Annotated in this window: 14 protein-coding genes; 10 read left to right on the top strand and 4 right to left on the bottom strand. The window is 46.9% G+C overall.

What is annotated here, in order from left to right; translation table 11 throughout:
- Positions 1–235: 235 nt before the first annotated feature.
- Together ACL9RG_RS10815 and ACL9RG_RS10810 are read right to left on the bottom strand one after the other, a co-directional pair.
- Positions 236–1,732 carry a CoA-acylating methylmalonate-semialdehyde dehydrogenase gene (locus ACL9RG_RS10815; protein WP_422792621.1) on the bottom strand — a complete coding sequence of 499 codons (1,497 nt, stop codon included), beginning with the start codon at positions 1,730–1,732 and terminating at the stop codon, positions 236–238.
- 32 nt (positions 1,733–1,764) lie between these two features.
- Positions 1,765–3,096 carry an aspartate aminotransferase family protein gene (locus ACL9RG_RS10810; protein WP_422792620.1) on the bottom strand — a complete coding sequence of 444 codons (1,332 nt, stop codon included), beginning with the start codon at positions 3,094–3,096 and terminating at the stop codon, positions 1,765–1,767.
- 245 nt (positions 3,097–3,341) lie between these two features.
- Here ACL9RG_RS10810 and ACL9RG_RS10805 point away from each other — a divergent pair, with 245 nt between their 5' ends.
- Positions 3,342–4,244 (top strand): LysR family transcriptional regulator, encoded by a 903-nt coding sequence (locus tag ACL9RG_RS10805; protein ID WP_422792619.1) that lies wholly within the window; start codon positions 3,342–3,344, stop codon positions 4,242–4,244.
- Between the two features lie 379 nt (positions 4,245–4,623).
- Here the strand turns inward: ACL9RG_RS10805 and ACL9RG_RS10800 are convergent, their stop codons facing one another.
- Together ACL9RG_RS10800 and ACL9RG_RS10795 are read right to left on the bottom strand one after the other, a co-directional pair.
- Positions 4,624–6,096, bottom strand: coding sequence for an amidase (locus ACL9RG_RS10800; protein WP_422792618.1), 1,473 nt, complete (start codon positions 6,094–6,096; stop codon positions 4,624–4,626).
- Between the two features lie 46 nt (positions 6,097–6,142).
- On the bottom strand, positions 6,143–7,453 hold the full coding sequence (locus ACL9RG_RS10795; RefSeq protein ID WP_422792617.1) for an MFS transporter: 1,311 nt from the start codon (positions 7,451–7,453) through the stop codon (positions 6,143–6,145).
- A 602-nt stretch (positions 7,454–8,055) separates the two neighbouring features.
- On the opposite strand from ACL9RG_RS10795, the gene ACL9RG_RS10790 reads away from it, so the two are divergent.
- From ACL9RG_RS10790 to ACL9RG_RS10750, 9 genes are all read left to right on the top strand, one after another.
- Positions 8,056–8,952 carry a LysR family transcriptional regulator gene (locus ACL9RG_RS10790; protein ID WP_422792616.1) on the top strand — a complete coding sequence of 299 codons (897 nt, stop codon included), beginning with the start codon at positions 8,056–8,058 and terminating at the stop codon, positions 8,950–8,952.
- A gap of 71 nt (positions 8,953–9,023) precedes the next feature.
- Complete coding sequence (locus ACL9RG_RS10785; protein ID WP_422792615.1) at positions 9,024–9,212, top strand: hypothetical protein; 189 nt, start codon at positions 9,024–9,026, stop codon at positions 9,210–9,212.
- A gap of 797 nt (positions 9,213–10,009) precedes the next feature.
- Positions 10,010–10,336, top strand: a complete 327-nt coding sequence (locus ACL9RG_RS10780; RefSeq protein ID WP_422792614.1) for a SymE family type I addiction module toxin — start codon at positions 10,010–10,012, stop codon at positions 10,334–10,336.
- Positions 10,337–10,489: 153 nt separating this feature from the next.
- Positions 10,490–11,056: a hypothetical protein gene (locus ACL9RG_RS10775; protein WP_422792613.1), complete on the top strand. Its 567-nt coding sequence runs from the start codon at positions 10,490–10,492 to the stop codon at positions 11,054–11,056.
- Positions 11,057–11,125: 69 nt separating this feature from the next.
- Positions 11,126–11,590: a hypothetical protein gene (locus tag ACL9RG_RS10770; protein ID WP_422792612.1), complete on the top strand. Its 465-nt coding sequence runs from the start codon at positions 11,126–11,128 to the stop codon at positions 11,588–11,590.
- A 544-nt stretch (positions 11,591–12,134) separates the two neighbouring features.
- Positions 12,135–13,118, top strand: a complete 984-nt coding sequence (locus tag ACL9RG_RS10765; protein ID WP_422792611.1) for a DUF1852 domain-containing protein — start codon at positions 12,135–12,137, stop codon at positions 13,116–13,118.
- 27 nt (positions 13,119–13,145) lie between these two features.
- Positions 13,146–14,177 (top strand): methionine synthase, encoded by a 1,032-nt coding sequence (locus ACL9RG_RS10760; protein ID WP_422792610.1) that lies wholly within the window; start codon positions 13,146–13,148, stop codon positions 14,175–14,177.
- Between the two features lie 698 nt (positions 14,178–14,875).
- Positions 14,876–15,052, top strand: a complete 177-nt coding sequence (locus ACL9RG_RS10755; protein WP_422792609.1) for a hypothetical protein — start codon at positions 14,876–14,878, stop codon at positions 15,050–15,052.
- Positions 15,053–15,236: 184 nt separating this feature from the next.
- Positions 15,237–16,067 carry a hypothetical protein gene (locus ACL9RG_RS10750; protein ID WP_422792608.1) on the top strand — a complete coding sequence of 277 codons (831 nt, stop codon included), beginning with the start codon at positions 15,237–15,239 and terminating at the stop codon, positions 16,065–16,067.
- Positions 16,068–16,602 lie beyond the last annotated feature (535 nt).

The raw sequence follows: 16,602 nt of genomic DNA, 5'->3' as shown, positions 1-16,602 counted from the left end.
TGCGCTTAGCTTATCGGGTCGCTGCGCGACTGCCCGCGCTTACTGCTTCGGTCTCACGGGTCGATTGAGACGGGCGTCCTGCCCGGCTCAACCTAAATCCGCCGTCCTTGGCGGATTTCCCCTGGCCTCATTCGTTCGCTTGGCCGATAAGATGCGCTATTTAAGGTCAAAAGATTGAAAAACAACTGCTAGGTCAAAATCAAAATAATTACTTTATTAACAAACTCATCATCACTTACTGATTGCTGGGGAAAGCGAACTGTGCGGCTTCGTGGGTTTCACGTTTCGGCCAGCGTTGGGTGATGGTTTTGCGACGGGTATAGAAGCGAACGCCGTCGGGGCCGTAGGCATGCAGGTCGCCAAAGAGTGAGCGTTTCCAGCCGCCGAAGCTGTGGAAGGCGACGGGTACGGGCAGCGGGACGTTGATGCCTACCATGCCAGCTTCGATTTCGTTGCTGAACAGCCGTGCGGATTCACCATCGCGGGTGAAGATGCAGGTGCCGTTACCGTACTCATGCTGGTTAATCAGCGCGATAGCCTGTTCCAGACTCGCTACGCGCACCACGCACAGCACCGGGCCAAAGATCTCCTCCTGATAAATACGCATCTCAGTGGTGACGCGGTCAAACAGGCAGCCGCCGATAAAGAACCCTTGTTCATGACCGGCAATACTGATATCCCGCCCATCCACCACCAGCTCAGCCCCGGCGGCTACGCCGTCATTGACATAACCGGTCACTTTCTCCAGATGTGCCTGAGTGACCAGCGGGCCCATATCCAGGCCGCACTGCGTCCCGGCACCGACTTTCAGCGCCTTGATTCTGGGTACCAGCTTGCTAATCAGCGCATCCGCAATATGATCGCCAACACAGACCGCCACGGAGATCGCCATGCAGCGCTCGCCACAGGAACCATAGGCCGCGCCCATTAAAGCGCTCACCGCATTATCCAGATCGGCATCCGGCATAAACACCGCATGATTCTTAGCGCCGCCCAGCGCCTGTACTCGCTTGCCACGTCGGGTTCCTTCGCGATAAATATATTCAGCAATCGGCGTCGAACCGACAAAGCTTATCGCCTTAACGTCCGGGCTGGCGAGTAATGTGTCGACGGCTTCTTTATCGCCATTCACCACATTTAACACCCCGGCAGGAAGGCCGGCCTGTAATAAAAGACTGGCAATCAGCAGCGTGGAACTCGGATCGCGCTCGGAAGGTTTAAGCACAAAGGTATTGCCACAGGCTATAGCCAGCGGATACATCCACAGCGGCACCATCGCCGGAAAGTTAAACGGCGTGATCCCCGCCACCACGCCAACCGCATGAAAATCACTCCAGGAATCAATATCTGGCCCGGCATTGCGGCTGAACTCACCTTTTAGCAACTCCGGTGCTGCCGTAGCATATTCCACGTTTTCAATCCCTCGACGCAGCTCTCCCGCCGCGTCTTCTGGCGTCTTGCCGTGCTCTTCACTAATCAGCGCAACAATTTTCGCTTCGTTCTCTTCCAGCAGGGTTTTAAAACGAAACAGGATTTGCGCCCGTTTTGCCGGTGGCAGATTGCGCCATGCCGGTAACGCCGCTTTTGCCGCTGCAATGGCCTCTTCGACCGTGGCTTGGCTAGCCAGCTCGACCTGACAAACGGCTTTACCGGTTGACGGGTTAAAAACATCGGCAACACGTCCATTAGCAGGACGCATTTCGCCATTAATAAGATGAGTAACAATGCTCATGGTCGTTTCCTTAACTGGTGTGATAATCAGTTTTAACGAATCTGGTGAAGCGTATCGCCAACGGCGTCGAACAGTCGGTCCAGCTCGGCGGTTTCGGTATTGAACATCGGGCCAAATTGCAGCGTATCGCCGCCAAAGCGCACGTAGAACCCGGTTTTCCATAGTGCGATACCCGCGTCATACGGGCGAACAATAGCGTCGCCATCACGCGCAGCAAGCTGAATCGCCCCGACTAAACCGCAGTTGCGAATATCGACGACATTCGGGCAGTTGCGTAGCGCGTGCAGCGCAGAGGCAAAATGTGGGGCCAGTTCGGCAGAACGGGCGATCAGGTTATCTTTTTCCATCAGTTCCAAGGTTGCCAAACCGGCGGCGCAGGCGACCGGGTGGCCGGAATAGGTGTAACCGTGGGCAAACTCTACTGCGTGCTCCGGCAGCGGCTGCGACATAAAGGTGTCATAAATTTCGCTTTTGACCACCACGCCGCCGAGCGGGATCGCACCGTTAGTGATCTGCTTGGCAAAATTGAGCATATCCGGCGTTACGCCAAAGAACTCCGCACCGCTCCAGCGTCCCAAACGGCCAAAGCCGGTAATGACCTCATCAAAAATCAGCAAGATGTTGTGCTGGTCGCAGATCTCGCGCAGGCGTTGCAGATAGCCTTTCGGCGGAATGATGGCTCCCGCAGAACCGGACAATGGCTCAACGATCAGCGCGGCGATATTCGAGGCATCGTGCAGTTCAATCAGTTTGAGCATCTCATTCGCCAGCTCAACGCCACCGGTTTCCGCCATCCCCTGCGTGAATACCTGATCGGCCTGCAAGGTGTGAGGCAGATGGTCAACATCCATAAACTGCCCAAAGGCTTTACGGTTGCCGCCAATCCCTCCCAGACTGGTACCGGCAATGTTCACGCCGTGATATCCCCGCGCACGGCCAATCAATTTCGTCTTGGCGGGCTGGCCCTTAGCACGCCAGTAAGCCCGCGCTATCTTGACCGAGGTATCAGCCGATTCAGAACCGGAGCCGGTGAAGAACACATGGTTGAGGTCGTCCGGCATCAACTGCGCAATTTTGTCAGCCAGCTGGAACGACAGCGCGTGACCATGTTGGAAGCCCGGTGAGTAATCTAAGGTGCCAAGCTGAGCAGATACCGCCTGTTGGATCTCACTACGCGTATGTCCCGCGCCGCAGGTCCACAGACCTGAAAGGCTGTCAAAAATCTGCCGACCTTTATCATCCGTCAACCAGCGCCCGTGGGCGGCGGTAATAAAGCGCGGATCGCGGTGAAAACTGCGGTTGGCACTGAATGGCATCCAGTGTGCTTTGAGGTTCAGTGAAGCATGCTGCCGATCGTTGTTCATAGCGTCTCTCTCTACAGATTCCCTACAGATGTCGGTAGAGTTTGCAATCAAACGACAGTTGAGATAAATATGTTTTATTGCATGATTAGTTATAAGTTTACTCACGTATCCCCGTCACACTTCAAGTTGTAGGGGTGTTGGCTGCTCTCATTCACCCCAGTCACTTAGCAATCTAAGCTCCTGGGGATTCATTCGATTGCCGCCTACCTACAACTCGAAGTCTATAGGGTATAAAACCTAAATATATGAAAAACAAATCACTCGGCCAAACCACTGATTTCGATCTTCGATTACTGCGAATTTTTAAAACCGTTGCGGACTGTAGGAGCTTCTCTGCGGCGGAGATTATGTTGGGCATCACCCGCTCAGCGATCAGCCTGCATATGAGTGATTTGGAGAAACGACTGGGGATGCGCTTATGCCAGCGCGGCAGAGCCGGGTTTTCGTTGACGGATGAAGGGCGGGAGATCTTAAAACTCAGCGAAACCATGATGGCATCGATTGAAGGCTTCCGTCAGCAGGTCAATGAGATGCATAAAAACCTGCGCGGTGAATTCAATATTGGCATCATTAATAATCTGGTTACTCAGCCTAAGATGCACATCACTAACGCGCTTGAGAAGCTCAATCGCCACGGTCCAGGTATTCGCATCAATCTGAGTATGAGCACCGAGTCAGAAATCGAACGAGGGCTAATGGACGGCAGGCTGCATGTCGGCGTATTACCGAAAGCCTCACCTATTTCCGGGCTAGATTACACCCAGCTCTACGATGAAAAATCCTATCTTTATTGCAGCGAAAAACATCCGTTGTTCGATTATGACGGCGAGCCTGATGCCAACACCTTTAGCCAGTATGACGCCATCATTCCCACTTATCGCATGACAGCCGACATCCTCGACATACTGCAATATTTCAATGGCACCGCCAGCGCCTCAGACCGCGAAGGCATCGCCTTTCTGATCCTCACCGGCAGATACGTTGGATTCTTACCGGATCACTACGCGGCCCTGTGGCAAGAAAAAGGCATAATGAAACCTATTGCCCCACAGCAGCTATGCGTGCAAACCGAAATTTCAGTAGTAACAAGGAAAGGCCGTAGACCTAACTCAATCCTGGAGTTATTCCTTAATTCACTTCCATTATAACCCCCTACCCATATTCACATGATGCAGTCCCCGATCGTCACCTATCAGTTGACCTTCATCAGTTGACCTTCAATAGCGCATCTTGTCGGCCAAACGAACGAATGAGGCCAGGGGAAAGCAGACAGGGAGGTCTGCTTTAGGTTGAGCCGGGCAGGACGCCCGTCTCAGCCGACCCGACAGGCCGAAGTAGAGAGTGCGGGTAGTCGCAAAGCGACCCGATAAGCTAAGTGCAGGCGTTGGGTGCAGGGGCTTTCGCCGAAAAGCCCCTGCCGGTCGCGTTCGGCAACGCTGATATATTGCAATATATTGATAAGCGAACGAACCTGCACCTACCCCCTATAAATCATCACAAAAATCTATCGCTACTTGATTAAGTAGCCTACCTAGTCACATGAATAGCTGGAACGGCATTGCCATTAAAGCGCCCTCCCAGCGCCCTCTCCAACTGCGCTGCCAACTGTAACAGTAAGCCGTCATTGGCCTGCCGGGTCTGGAAATGCATGCCTAGCGGGAGGCCCGACTGCTGCCAGGCAAGGGGAATAGAGATGCCCGCCGTACCGGTGAGGCTGGCAAGCGGCGTGTAGGAGAACAGTTCCCATAAGTCGTAGAACCAGCTTAATACGTCGGGATTATCGCTCAGCGTCAGGTAACGCATCTCCCCCATTAATGGCGTCGGACCGGAGAAAGTTGGGGTCAGGATGATATCCCACTGCTCATAAAACTCTCCGAGCTTACGGGAAGTGCTGTTGAACACATCCTGCATCAGCCAGCGGTCGCTGTAGGACATGTTTAGTCCTTTCTGCCAGATTTTGATATTGATCGGCTCGACCAAATCTTCCGGGGGAGCATTTAACCCCCTTTTTTCTAGCAGGCGCTGAATAGACTGGGCGAAGTTGCTGATGTAACACGTGGTCTGCGCACGGAATGCGGCGTCAAAATCAATATCAGGCACCAGCCATTCAACATGATGCCCCAACTCTTCGAGCAATCGTGCCGTGCGTTCTAGCTCTTGCACAAAGTGCGGGTCAGCGCGATAGCCGCCCCATTCATGAGACACGGCGATTTTTAACCGACCGGGATCGCGGGTAATCAGCTGTGAGTAACTCTCGTCACTGCGCCAATACGGCATAAACTCCCCCGGCGCACCGCCGCGACAACTGTCGATAAACAGCGCCGAGTCACGCACTGTGCGGCTCACGCAGCCCTGGGTCGAGACATAGCCGGTAATATCAGACAACGCGGGCGCAATAGAGAACACGCCGCGCGTACTTTTCAGGCCGATTAAGCCATGAGAACCAGCCGGGATACGAATCGATCCGCCGCCGTCGGTGGCATGAGCCAGCGGCAGCACCCCGGCCGCCACGGAGGATGCCGCCCCGGCTGACGAGCCAAAAGTGGTGTAATAGGTATTCCAGGGATTACGTACCACATAGACGTCCGGGTTTTCTGCCGATCCCGCTACGCCAAACTCTGGCGTGGCAGAACGGCCAATAATATTGATCCCGGCCTGACGGATTTTATGGGTTAAAAACGCATCTTCCGTAGGCCGATTGCCGCGCATAAACTTAGAGCCTTGCTCCTGTAAACGCCCTTTCAATCCCGGCCCCAGATCTTTCATCAACATCGGCACGCCGTAAAAAGGCCCGTCCAATTTTGTGCCATCGGTGGCAGGATCGGCAATCGCATCATCAAACAGCTCAACCACAGAACTGATATGCGGATTAACCTTGGCCGTGGCGGCGGCGGCCTGTGCCGCCAGCTCAGCCGCTGAGACGTCACCTTTTTTTACTAGCTCCGCCAACCCGGTTGCATCATGGGCCGCCCATTGTTCCCAGCTCATTACGTTGTTCATATTTCAGCACCCCGCCACTAATCTGATTAATGATTCTTTGAGAGACTTAAGCGGTTTTCGCCGCCACCAGCGACGTCATGTGCCGTCTTTCTTTGATCAGGATGACGGAAGCAAGACAGAGAATATTGGCGGCGACCAGGTAATATCCTGGCGACACTGGATTCCCCGTGACCTTAATTAGCCAGGAGAAAACGATTTGCGCCGTGCCGCCAAAAATGGTGATGCCAAAGGCATAAGCGATAGAGAAACCGGTGGAACGCACGTATTTGGGGAAGTTTTCGCACAGCACCACCAGCACACCGGAACCGCTGATGCATTGCAGCGCCGCAAACACGGCGATGACCGAGAAAAACACCGTTTCAGTACGATAGGCATTTATCATTTGCAGACCGGGAAGCAGCAGAATCAACAGCACAATGCGCGGCAAAATAATGGTGACTTTTCTGCCAAACCGGTCTGCCATCCAACCGCCCACCAGCGAGAAGATCACCACACAAACGCCGATCAGAATGGTCGATGTCATGGCAATACCGGAAGCGAAATGCAGCTCGTTGAGCGCATAGGTGGTCATATAGTTGAGGAAATACTGGGTAATGGTACTGCCAGAGAGCATAAAGATACCGAGTAAAATCAGCCCACGATGGTTTTTCATCACCTCAGATAACAGGCTACCGGTAGATTTAGCCGCCGCATGATCTTGTGCGTTGAAAGTTTCCTTCAAGTGACGGCGAAGATACATAGCAATAGGCAGTACGATAAGGCCAAACGCGAAAGGAATACGCCATCCCCAACTTGCCAACTGCGCGGGAGTGAGTATCACCGTCAGTGTATAGCCAATTAAACCGGCGGTGATCCCAGCCAACCCTTGGGCCACAATCTGCCAACTGGTGTAATAAGCTCGTTTACCCTGTGGTGCCGCTTCCATGATAAAGGTGGTGGCTGGCCCCGCTTCGCCTCCCCACGCCAGCCCCTGCATCATTCTGCCCAGTACCAGCAAGATAGGTGCAGCCATGCCAATGCTGGCGTAACCAGGCAAAATGGCCAGCCCTGCGGTACCGACAATCATCAATACCATGGTTAATAACATCGCCGGTTTGCGGCCGGCGCGGTCGGCATAACTGCCAATAAAAATCGCCCCTAACGGACGCACAACAAAGCCAATACCAAACACCGATAGCGATAACAACAGGCTGACGAACGGATTATTAGAGGGGAAAAATGCATTGCCAATCATGACGGCAAAAGTGGCATAAGCACTGAAATCGAAAAACTCGACGGCTGCGCCAAGCACCACGGCAAAGACTTCTTTGCGTGTCGCTTTTCGCTCCGGACCGTCCTGACTGATTTGATTCGACATGTTAGGCCTTCCTGAATGTAATAGTCGTGCACATTACACCGTTCTTCTTAAAGAAGAATCGAGTTTGATAACAACGTTGCCTTTCACACCGGGATATCCGGGCTTGGTAAACGTGGGAGCGCCGGTGAGACGGGTTGCCGTTGAGATATATCAAACGCGCTGGCACGCGACTATCACCAATGAGCAATTTCAGTGTATAAAAAATGTGTGCACTCAAAATCTGGCTTACGATAAGTTAATAATATGCATAATGTTATCTCAATGATTATTATCACTTTTTAACTTTACCCCTATCACTGCAAAAATAAACGGAGGACTAATCGCCATAGCGTCTCGCCCTGAATGTGTGCACCCAATCAAAACCTCACCATGATATTGCAAACAGCCAAAATCATTAACCTGCTGATAAATTTCTAAAATAATAATCCGCGTCCTTTTTAATTCAGCCTGCCGGTAATGGTTGCACGATAATAATCGTCCTACGCCCTTAAAAGGAGCGCCGCACCTTATGAAACAGAGTGATTAATGGGAAATTGATCTCAATAAAAATAGACGCAATGATGCAGCAATAAGTTGTGTCATTGAGATCATGGAGATGAGCAATGCAGCTCAGAGCGTTGAGATATTTCAGCCAGGTTGCCAAATCAGGTTCACTGCGGGAAGCGGCAGACAAGCTGTTTGTCACGCCGACGGCGGTAACACGCCAAATTGAGCTGCTCGAGCATTATTATGGCGCATCGCTGATCGAACGCAGCCCGCGTGGCATCAAGCTGACTCGTGAGGGGGAATATCTCGCCCAGGCGGTACAGGCTACCTTAGTGGAGCTGGACACCGTAAAGGAGAAAATTTCCGCCTCACAAAGTATTGTCTCCGGCAGTATCCGCATCAGTTCGGCGGAGAGCCTGATTGCTGCCTTTATTGCCCCGACCATTAATGACTTTCGCCTGCTCCACCCAAAAGTCACCTTCGAAGTCGAAGTCGGCAGCGCGCCGCATCTGGCGGAAGCGTTGATATCCGGAAAAACTGACATTGTGATTAGCTTTTATATGCCGGTAAGCGCGGAACTCCAAATCACCCACTCCTGTTCGCTTAAGCATAAAATCCTGATGTCGCTACACCATCCGCTTTCCGGTAAAAGCTTTCTCACCTTGCGAGACATCGCGCAATATCCGCTGGCGATACCGCCCTCTAATTTCTCTGTCCGTCAGCTGTTGGAATCGGCCGCCAAACGCGAGGCACTGAGTCTGGATCTGCGTTTTATTACCAACTCCACCGATGTACAAAAACGCCTTGCGGCAATGGGATTAGCGCTGATTATCATGCCGCAACTCAACGTTGACGATACGCCGGACCCAGACAAATTGATTGCCGTCTCGCTCTCCGATGCGGTAATGGGCACGGTCAAAGTCGATCTCGGCCTGCCTCGTCAGAGAACGATTTCAATGGCCACCAAGTTATTCCACGAGATGCTGGCGAGAAGGGTTGAGGCGCAGAATTAAGAACAGACGCATTGATAGATAACGGAAATCGGCTACCCTCTTTAGGTCATCAATGTGTAACCGAGGTATCTATGAACTTAATAAAATATGCGTTTATTCCCTTTCTCGCCTTACTGAGCGCCTGTTCATCCAAACCAATTGAACAGCCAAGACAAGAAACGCCAGAATGCATGAACTACCGCGGAATGATGACCGCACCAATGGCACCCGACGCCATGCAACGGCTTAAAGCGGCGTGTGAGCAGTCTCAAACAAGGTAAGCAAGGCGGTATTTTGTACCGACATTGTGCTTGCGAATTACCTGTAAGGAATAGTCATTTGAAAGTTTACTGTGTAAATAGAATAGAATTATTTACGGGTAATTATATTGTGAGCTGATAAAAAATATATTTACAGATTCATTGACCACAATTACTTTCATCTAATAATTTAGATGATATTTATCAAGCAATACATTACCCAACCGCCAACCATTTTATTTATTTTTCACGAGACAAGCTCCAATTTATTTCGCATTATACATCATCTATACATTAATATTTTTTGTTGGATTATTATTGGCAGTCAGCGTATTGTTTATTTAGTTTTTAATCAGTCGTCACAGTTAATTAAACAATCGAAATAGACATACCCTAAATAATTGGAGTTGTATCAAGGCGGCAAGCAAACGCGTCCCGATAAGCTTACTCCAGTAAGTGATTCGGGTAAGTGAGCGCAGCCAACGCAGAGACAGCTTCAAGTATGACGGATATATACCCTAAATAATTGATGTTACATCAAGGCGGCAAGCAAACGCATCCCGATGAGCTTACTCCAGTAAGTGATTCGGGTGAGCCAACGCAGAGACAACTTCAAGTATGAAGGGTACATACCCTAAATAATTGGAGTTGTATCAAGGCGGCAAGCAAACGCGTCCCGATGAGCTTACTCCAGTAAGTGATTCGGGTAAGTGAGCACAGCCAACGCAGAGACAACTTCAAGTATGACGGGTATCGCGAGGTTGAGGTGTTCGAGCACCCCACCTCGCTAACCAAACCAACTAATCGAGGTAGTCAATATGGCTAAGGCAGAGTGTAATGCAATTCCCCGCGCAGACAAAATATTGCGCCATTATATTGTGGGTTATATTCCAGACCGTTACGAGTATCCGCAGCTGTGTATCAAAGGGAAGTGGCTGCGAGACGCCGGGTTTGCCATCGGCGGCAAAGTTCATGTGCGGGTGATGCAAGGTTGTCTGGTAGTCACCGCGCAATATCCACAGCCGGGAGACACAGAGATCCAGGCTGGTTTAAAAGCCGCCAGCAAGCTATCCGAGAAAAGTCAGGATGAGTTAATTAAAATCATTCAAGCAATGATGCTGCGCGATAAGGTGCTGCCGAAATAGCGAGGGTTGATGTGGGTAGCCCCGGTGGTGGCCGGGGCTAAATTGAAGGGAATTAAATTATTAATATTCAAACCTCCCCCACCTAAAGCATTGACATATTTCGTCAATAGATTGCCGCATGGATGATATAAACCTATGGAACAGGGATAATAAATGACATCTTCTTCTGAGCATCTAATTAAAAGACAACTGGCGCTTGGTCTGGCCAAGGTTCAAATTGTGAAAGTTTTGGGCGGTATTATTAAACCGGAAGGAACAGCAGAGAACGTCGATTTCGATAAGATTAATCATTTACATTGCAAAGAAGTGAATAACAAATGGCGAACGTCGATAGCACGACAAGGTATTACGCTAAACTGGCATAAAAAAATCATAAAAAGACGTGAAAAAATCGATGTGAGTATTCACTGTAATGGTTTTTTGTGCGGTCTGATGCTGGCGCAATACTCAAGAAATAAGATAAACGTGAATCTCCGTCTTCTTGAAGGATGCCCATATCCAAAAGAAAACCCTTTATTAGGAAACCTGATACCCATTGCATTGATCGTAGCCGAGCAGTTTGCTCTCGCTTATGCAGCCTTGCAGGTAACGATAAGCAATCCTGAAAAGGGCCTTATTTCACGCTATAGGCAATATGGTTACGAACTCATCCCAAAAGATCGAGACAGGGAAAGAAGAAACTGTCCAATTAGAGGTAAGTTATTGATTAAAAATACTTAAAAACAAAATGGTTAAATTTTACTCATTCATGATAAAATTCACGCTAGCATTTTTGACAGAGAGGTATGTATGCCAAAGACAACTAATAGAAAATCAGGGAACAACTTTGATCTGGTAAGGACTGGCATAACCCGTAAACAAATTACCGGTAAAGTACCACACTTCCCGCTTCTGGAAAAAATCCCCCCCAAGCCTAAATTTATAAAGAAAGAAAATAAATTCAGTATGTTATCAAATACTGAACTTGATGAAAGCTATCATGATTTGCTACTTAAAACGTTGAAAGACGTGACTTATCACTGTTACTCAACAGGTGAGGCATTGACTGAGACTGCTCTTGAAACAGTGCAGGCTGCACTTATTACGGTAGTCTCGGCGGCTCAAGCAGGCCAAATTCCTCCTGAAAAATTACGGACTATGTTGGCCCAGTCCGCACGTCAATCCCTGGTATATGCTCGCTGGGAACCTCAGGCTGGACTAGAGAGTTATCATAACCTGATGATCGGTTCTTCAAAGACTGTAAAAGTGTATTGATCGGCCGCAGAAACCGAATTTGTTTTTCTATTTACCGTTTTCAATACGAAAATTTATACCCAAGAAACTTCAAGATGCAGGTAGGCGGCAATCGAGAGACAAAGAGATCCAGGCCGGTTTAAAAGCGGCCAGCAAGCTATCCGAGAAAAGTCAGGATGAGTTAATTAAAATCATTCAAGCAATGATGCTGCGCGATAAGGTGTTACCGAAATAGCGAGGGTTGACGCGTGTAGCCCCAGAAGAACGGGGTTACACCAAGCACCACTTAACCATATGAATTTCATACACAAAATACTTCACCACAAAAACGTCCGCACCACCGTCGTCAATATCCTTGCGCTAGATCATGAAGATGGCTCATAGTTCAGTGAAATTAAATCACTTTTACTCAATCAGTGACTCTGGCATAAGATATGCTTTATTATCAACGGCTGACAATCTGAAGACGACTGGATAATAAAACCAGAAAAGAAAATTGGAAAATCCAGGTAAATCAAGAAATAAATTCAGATTTTATCTCAAATAATTAGGGTAATAGATCACAATGAGTAACGAGTTTACATTTACGGTTAAAAGCATTTCTTTCGATGAAAACTATCATCCTTCAGACAATACGCGTATCACCACCAACTTTGCTAACTTGGCCAGAGGCACAAGTCGCCAAGAGAACCTGCGCAACACCTTGAAAATGATGGACAATCGTTTCAATGCCCTGGCGCATTGGGATAACCCAAAAGCCGATCGTTACAGTGTCGAACTTGAAATCATTTCCGTTGAGATGAAGATTGGTGCTGAAAGCAGTGCAAGCGCCCTGCCTTTGATTGAAATATTGAAAACCAAAATTGTTGATCACAAAACCAATGAACGCATTGATGGCATCGTCGGTAATAACTTCTCCTCTTATTTAAGAGATTATGATTTTAGCGTCGTACTGCCAGAGCATAATAAAGATAAAGCCGCCTACAGCACGCCAGATAATTTTGGTGATCTGCACGGTAAGCTATTTAAATGCTTTATTAACTCAAATACCTATAAAGAAAACTTCAATAAAGCACCGGTTATCTGCTTAAGCGTTTCTAGCAGCAAAGTCTATCAGCGCACTGCAAATCAGCACCCTATTCTGGGGGTTGAATACCAGCAAGATGAATATTCTTTAACTGATGAATATTTCAAAAAAATGGGCTTAAAAGTTCGCTACTTCATGCCTGCAAATAGTGTTGCGCCTCTGGCGTTCTATTTCTCTGGCGATTTGCTGAGCGACTACACCAATCTTGAGCTGATCAGCACCATCAGCACCATGGATACCTTCCAAAAGATTTATCGCCCAGAAATTTACAACGCGAACTCTGTGGCAGGCGCATCCTACCAGCCAAGTTTGCAGCATCAGGATTATTCATTAACTCGCATTGTTTATGACCGAGAAGAACGTAGCCGTCTGGCTGTTGAACAAGGAAAGTTTGTTGAAGAACAATTTATCAAACCCTACAAAGCTATTCTTGAACAATGGTCCGCTAATTACGCTGTTTAATTAATTTAAAACACAAGGTCATCTATTATGAAAATTTTGTTACCGACTTCTACTGCTGGCAGCTTACCTAAACCGACGTGGTTGGCAGAGCCAGAGACACTTTGGTCACCTTGGAAACTACAAGATCAAGAATTAATCGATGGCAAACAAGACGCGCTGCGTTTGTCATTGCAAGAACAACAGCACGCTGGCATTGATATTGTCAGCGACGGTGAACAAACTCGCCAACACTTTGTCACGACCTTTATCGAACACCTTAACGGCGTTGATTTTGAGAAGCGTGAGACCGTTCGCATTCGTAATCGCTATGATGCAAGCGTGCCGACAGTAGTTGGCCCGGTGTCCCGCCAGAAGCCTGTTTTTGTTGAAGATGCTAAGTTCTTACGTCAGCAAACCAAGCAACCGATTAAATGGGCGCTGCCTGGTCCAATGACCATGATCGACACCCTGTATGATAACCACTACAAAAGCCGTGAAAAATTAGCGTGGGAATTTGCCAAAATTCTTAACCAGGAAGCTAAAGAACTCGAAGCGGCTGGCGTAGACATCATCCAGTTTGATGAACCGGCATTTAATGTGTTCTTTGATGAAGTGAACGAGTGGGGTATTGCCACTTTAGAGCGCGCCATCGAAGGCCTTAAATGTGAAACTGCCGTACATATTTGCTACGGTTACGGCATCAAAGCCAATACAGATTGGAAGAAAACGCTGGGTTCAGAATGGCGTCAATATGAAGAAGCCTTCCCGAAACTGCAGAAATCTAATATCGACATCATCTCACTGGAATGTCATAACTCTCACGTTCCAATGGATCTACTTGAACTGATCCGTGGCAAAAAAGTGATGGTTGGCGCAATTGACGTGGCAAGCCACACCATTGAGACCCCAGAAGAAGTTGCCGATACCCTGCGCAAAGCGCTGCAATTTGTTGATGCCGACAAACTCTACCCTTGTACCAACTGCGGCATGGCTCCCCTGCCTCGCCATGTAGCAAGAGGCAAACTGCAAGCGTTAAGCGCTGGTGCAGAAATCATCCGTAAAGAATTGTTGGCTAAATAATCCCGCCAGATAGCTGTGATTGATTTATATGCTTAGCCCCGAAATATCGGGGCTAATTAATTTATGGGTTTATGCTGTTATGTATCAATAAGTACAACCTACCGATACATTTTCCCCTCGATTCCCCTATACAGTCTTCACGACCTTTAATATCTGCCCCTCCATCATCTTTGAATCAGAAGTGCTTAAGGTTGATAGATTGTTTCATCCTTATTTTATTAATTAGTCTCATAGTTAAAATATAAATGACTGTCGTGATAGAGAAGACAGTGATCACTGAGATGAAAAAATAGAGATCATAAAAATTATCAGCACCTATCTCACCTGGCCCATAAATCATATGACCAAGCCGGGAAGAATAATTATGGCTCATCCATTCCTCAGGATTTCCTAATGTCCGTGCAATAACCAGAGAAAGAATGACGTAAAATATGACTTTAGTCATTCTACGGACAAGTGTTTGAACCATTCGCTACTGCCTCAATCCACTGGACTGTTTAGTAGTACATTTGATTTTTTTGATTAACTTCATTGTTATTAGATAAATAATGATAGTAATACTCATTACAAAGGCGACATCAATGTAGAAATAAGCATCGTAGATTGATTCTGCATTTACATCCCCACTAACTAACTGAGCTAACTTACTTGCGAGATCGTGATTTACGTAAATCTCTGGATTACCAATTGAGCGAGCAATGACAAACATTACAACTAAGAAAAATGCCGTTTTAGCCGTTCTACGGGCAAGTATTCGAACCATTGGTTATAATATCACTGGAAACATACCAACCTTTTATGGAACAGGAAATTTGCGTCCTAATTATCAAACTTTCGCTAGCTTCAAAGGTGGTTTTATAACCAAATATGATTGATTATTTGAAAATAAATACGCACAATGCCATACAACGTTCTTAAGTGTGAAACTTATAGTTATCAGAGTATAAATCTGGATGGGTTCGGCCTTGAAATTTTCCTGTAAAAATTGAGGCATTGGTGACTATGGTAATCAATTATCATGTGATAGGACAAGATTACATTAAAAATGTGGAGTGAAAGTTGAGCGCCAAAGAAACACTTAACTTATTGAAAAATAATGAAAACAATCTATTTATCATCCATTATTCTTGTGAGAACTTGAATGACAATAATGAAAACTACTCACCTCGAATAACATCCATTGCAGTACTTCACATCGGTAGTTCTGCAATGCATAGTTTCTCGATTCATCTATTTGCGGAATTTAAAAAAATAAATAGGGAAGATATCCATGAGCATTATGATGTTCTTGAAGGCGAAATGCTAAAACAGTTTTTTGACTTTGTCGCTGAAAATGATGATGGATACTGGCTTCATTGGAATATGACTAATATCAACTATGGCTTTCAAGCTTTAGCTCATAGATATAAAGTTTTAACTCAGCAAGATTCAAAACGCATTCCTGACACAAGAAAATATAACTTATCAGCTTTGATACTGTCTATATACGGTAAAAATTGTGTTAATCATCCTCGAATGGCGAGTTTTATGAAACTCAATGATGGAGAGCATAGAGATAATCTTACGGGAAAGGATGAAGTAGCAGCATTTACAGCGAAAGAGTATGTCAAGTTACATAAGTCAACCATGTCCAAAGTATATTGGTTTCAACATATGTATTTTTTATTAAAGCAAAACAAAGTAAACGTGCATAACAAAAATTGGGGATATAAGATAAATAATTTTCTTGAGAAGCCTTATATAAAAATTCTGGGTTTTATCGCTGTGCTATTTTCAATTTTTCAACTTTTACAATTCGGTTGGTCTACGAATGAAGTATTTAGACAAAAAAATAATTTAGAACAAGTTGAAGTTAAACCTAGCACGGAAAAACATACGCCTAAAAGCTAAGATATTAGAATGACGACACATAAAAAATAGACTCTGTAAATAATTTTGTGTAACTGCTAGTATATTAAAGGTGGTCGCTCAGGCGATCACCGAACGACTCACTGTCAGCAGCAAATTTTGAATCGACACTTCATTTTCGAAAAAATCTTGCTCGCCAGATAAATGGCGTCCCTTACCAAATTATTCATCGGGAACACCTTACATTTATTACTATTTATTCACATGATGCTGTCAATAGCTAATAGCGCCGATAACTTTATGAGTACAGCATCATCTAGTGGATTACTCTATCAGTACCTGACATGTCGTTAGGAATACGAGTACTTAGGCTTGAGTATTTTTGTGTAAAAATAATATGTTAGTTCTGCATTAGGTACTGTTTGGACATAGCGTTTCGTCAACATACGAGTAAGCTTGTTGAAATAAGCTTCTGTCTTAAGTAGCTTAGCCGATTAAACTGTAAGTACCCCGTCAAAACGGTCCATTCACTTTTAGAGATCTTCCGACATACTGATTATGTCCCCTGAGGAGATCG

It is taken from the genome of Rouxiella sp. Mn2063, assembly GCF_049319665.1.
Taxonomy (GTDB): Bacteria; Pseudomonadota; Gammaproteobacteria; order Enterobacterales; family Enterobacteriaceae; genus JBMOUD01.
The sequence above is the reverse complement of the archived record's forward strand: the minus strand, read 5'-3'. Positions and strand labels throughout refer to the sequence as shown.

Coding starts and splice junctions, on each gene's coding strand:
- ACL9RG_RS10815 (WP_422792621.1), bottom strand. CDS start 1,732: ATGAGCATTGTTACTCATCTTATTAATGGCGAAATGCGTCCTGCTAAT.
- ACL9RG_RS10810 (WP_422792620.1), bottom strand. CDS start 3,096: ATGAACAACGATCGGCAGCATGCTTCACTGAACCTCAAAGCACACTGG.
- ACL9RG_RS10805 (WP_422792619.1), top strand. CDS start 3,342: ATGAAAAACAAATCACTCGGCCAAACCACTGATTTCGATCTTCGATTA.
- ACL9RG_RS10800 (WP_422792618.1), bottom strand. CDS start 6,096: ATGAACAACGTAATGAGCTGGGAACAATGGGCGGCCCATGATGCAACC.
- ACL9RG_RS10795 (WP_422792617.1), bottom strand. CDS start 7,453: ATGTCGAATCAAATCAGTCAGGACGGTCCGGAGCGAAAAGCGACACGC.
- ACL9RG_RS10790 (WP_422792616.1), top strand. CDS start 8,056: ATGCAGCTCAGAGCGTTGAGATATTTCAGCCAGGTTGCCAAATCAGGT.
- ACL9RG_RS10785 (WP_422792615.1), top strand. CDS start 9,024: ATGAACTTAATAAAATATGCGTTTATTCCCTTTCTCGCCTTACTGAGC.
- ACL9RG_RS10780 (WP_422792614.1), top strand. CDS start 10,010: ATGGCTAAGGCAGAGTGTAATGCAATTCCCCGCGCAGACAAAATATTG.
- ACL9RG_RS10775 (WP_422792613.1), top strand. CDS start 10,490: ATGACATCTTCTTCTGAGCATCTAATTAAAAGACAACTGGCGCTTGGT.
- ACL9RG_RS10770 (WP_422792612.1), top strand. CDS start 11,126: ATGCCAAAGACAACTAATAGAAAATCAGGGAACAACTTTGATCTGGTA.
- ACL9RG_RS10765 (WP_422792611.1), top strand. CDS start 12,135: ATGAGTAACGAGTTTACATTTACGGTTAAAAGCATTTCTTTCGATGAA.
- ACL9RG_RS10760 (WP_422792610.1), top strand. CDS start 13,146: ATGAAAATTTTGTTACCGACTTCTACTGCTGGCAGCTTACCTAAACCG.
- ACL9RG_RS10755 (WP_422792609.1), top strand. CDS start 14,876: ATGACAAACATTACAACTAAGAAAAATGCCGTTTTAGCCGTTCTACGG.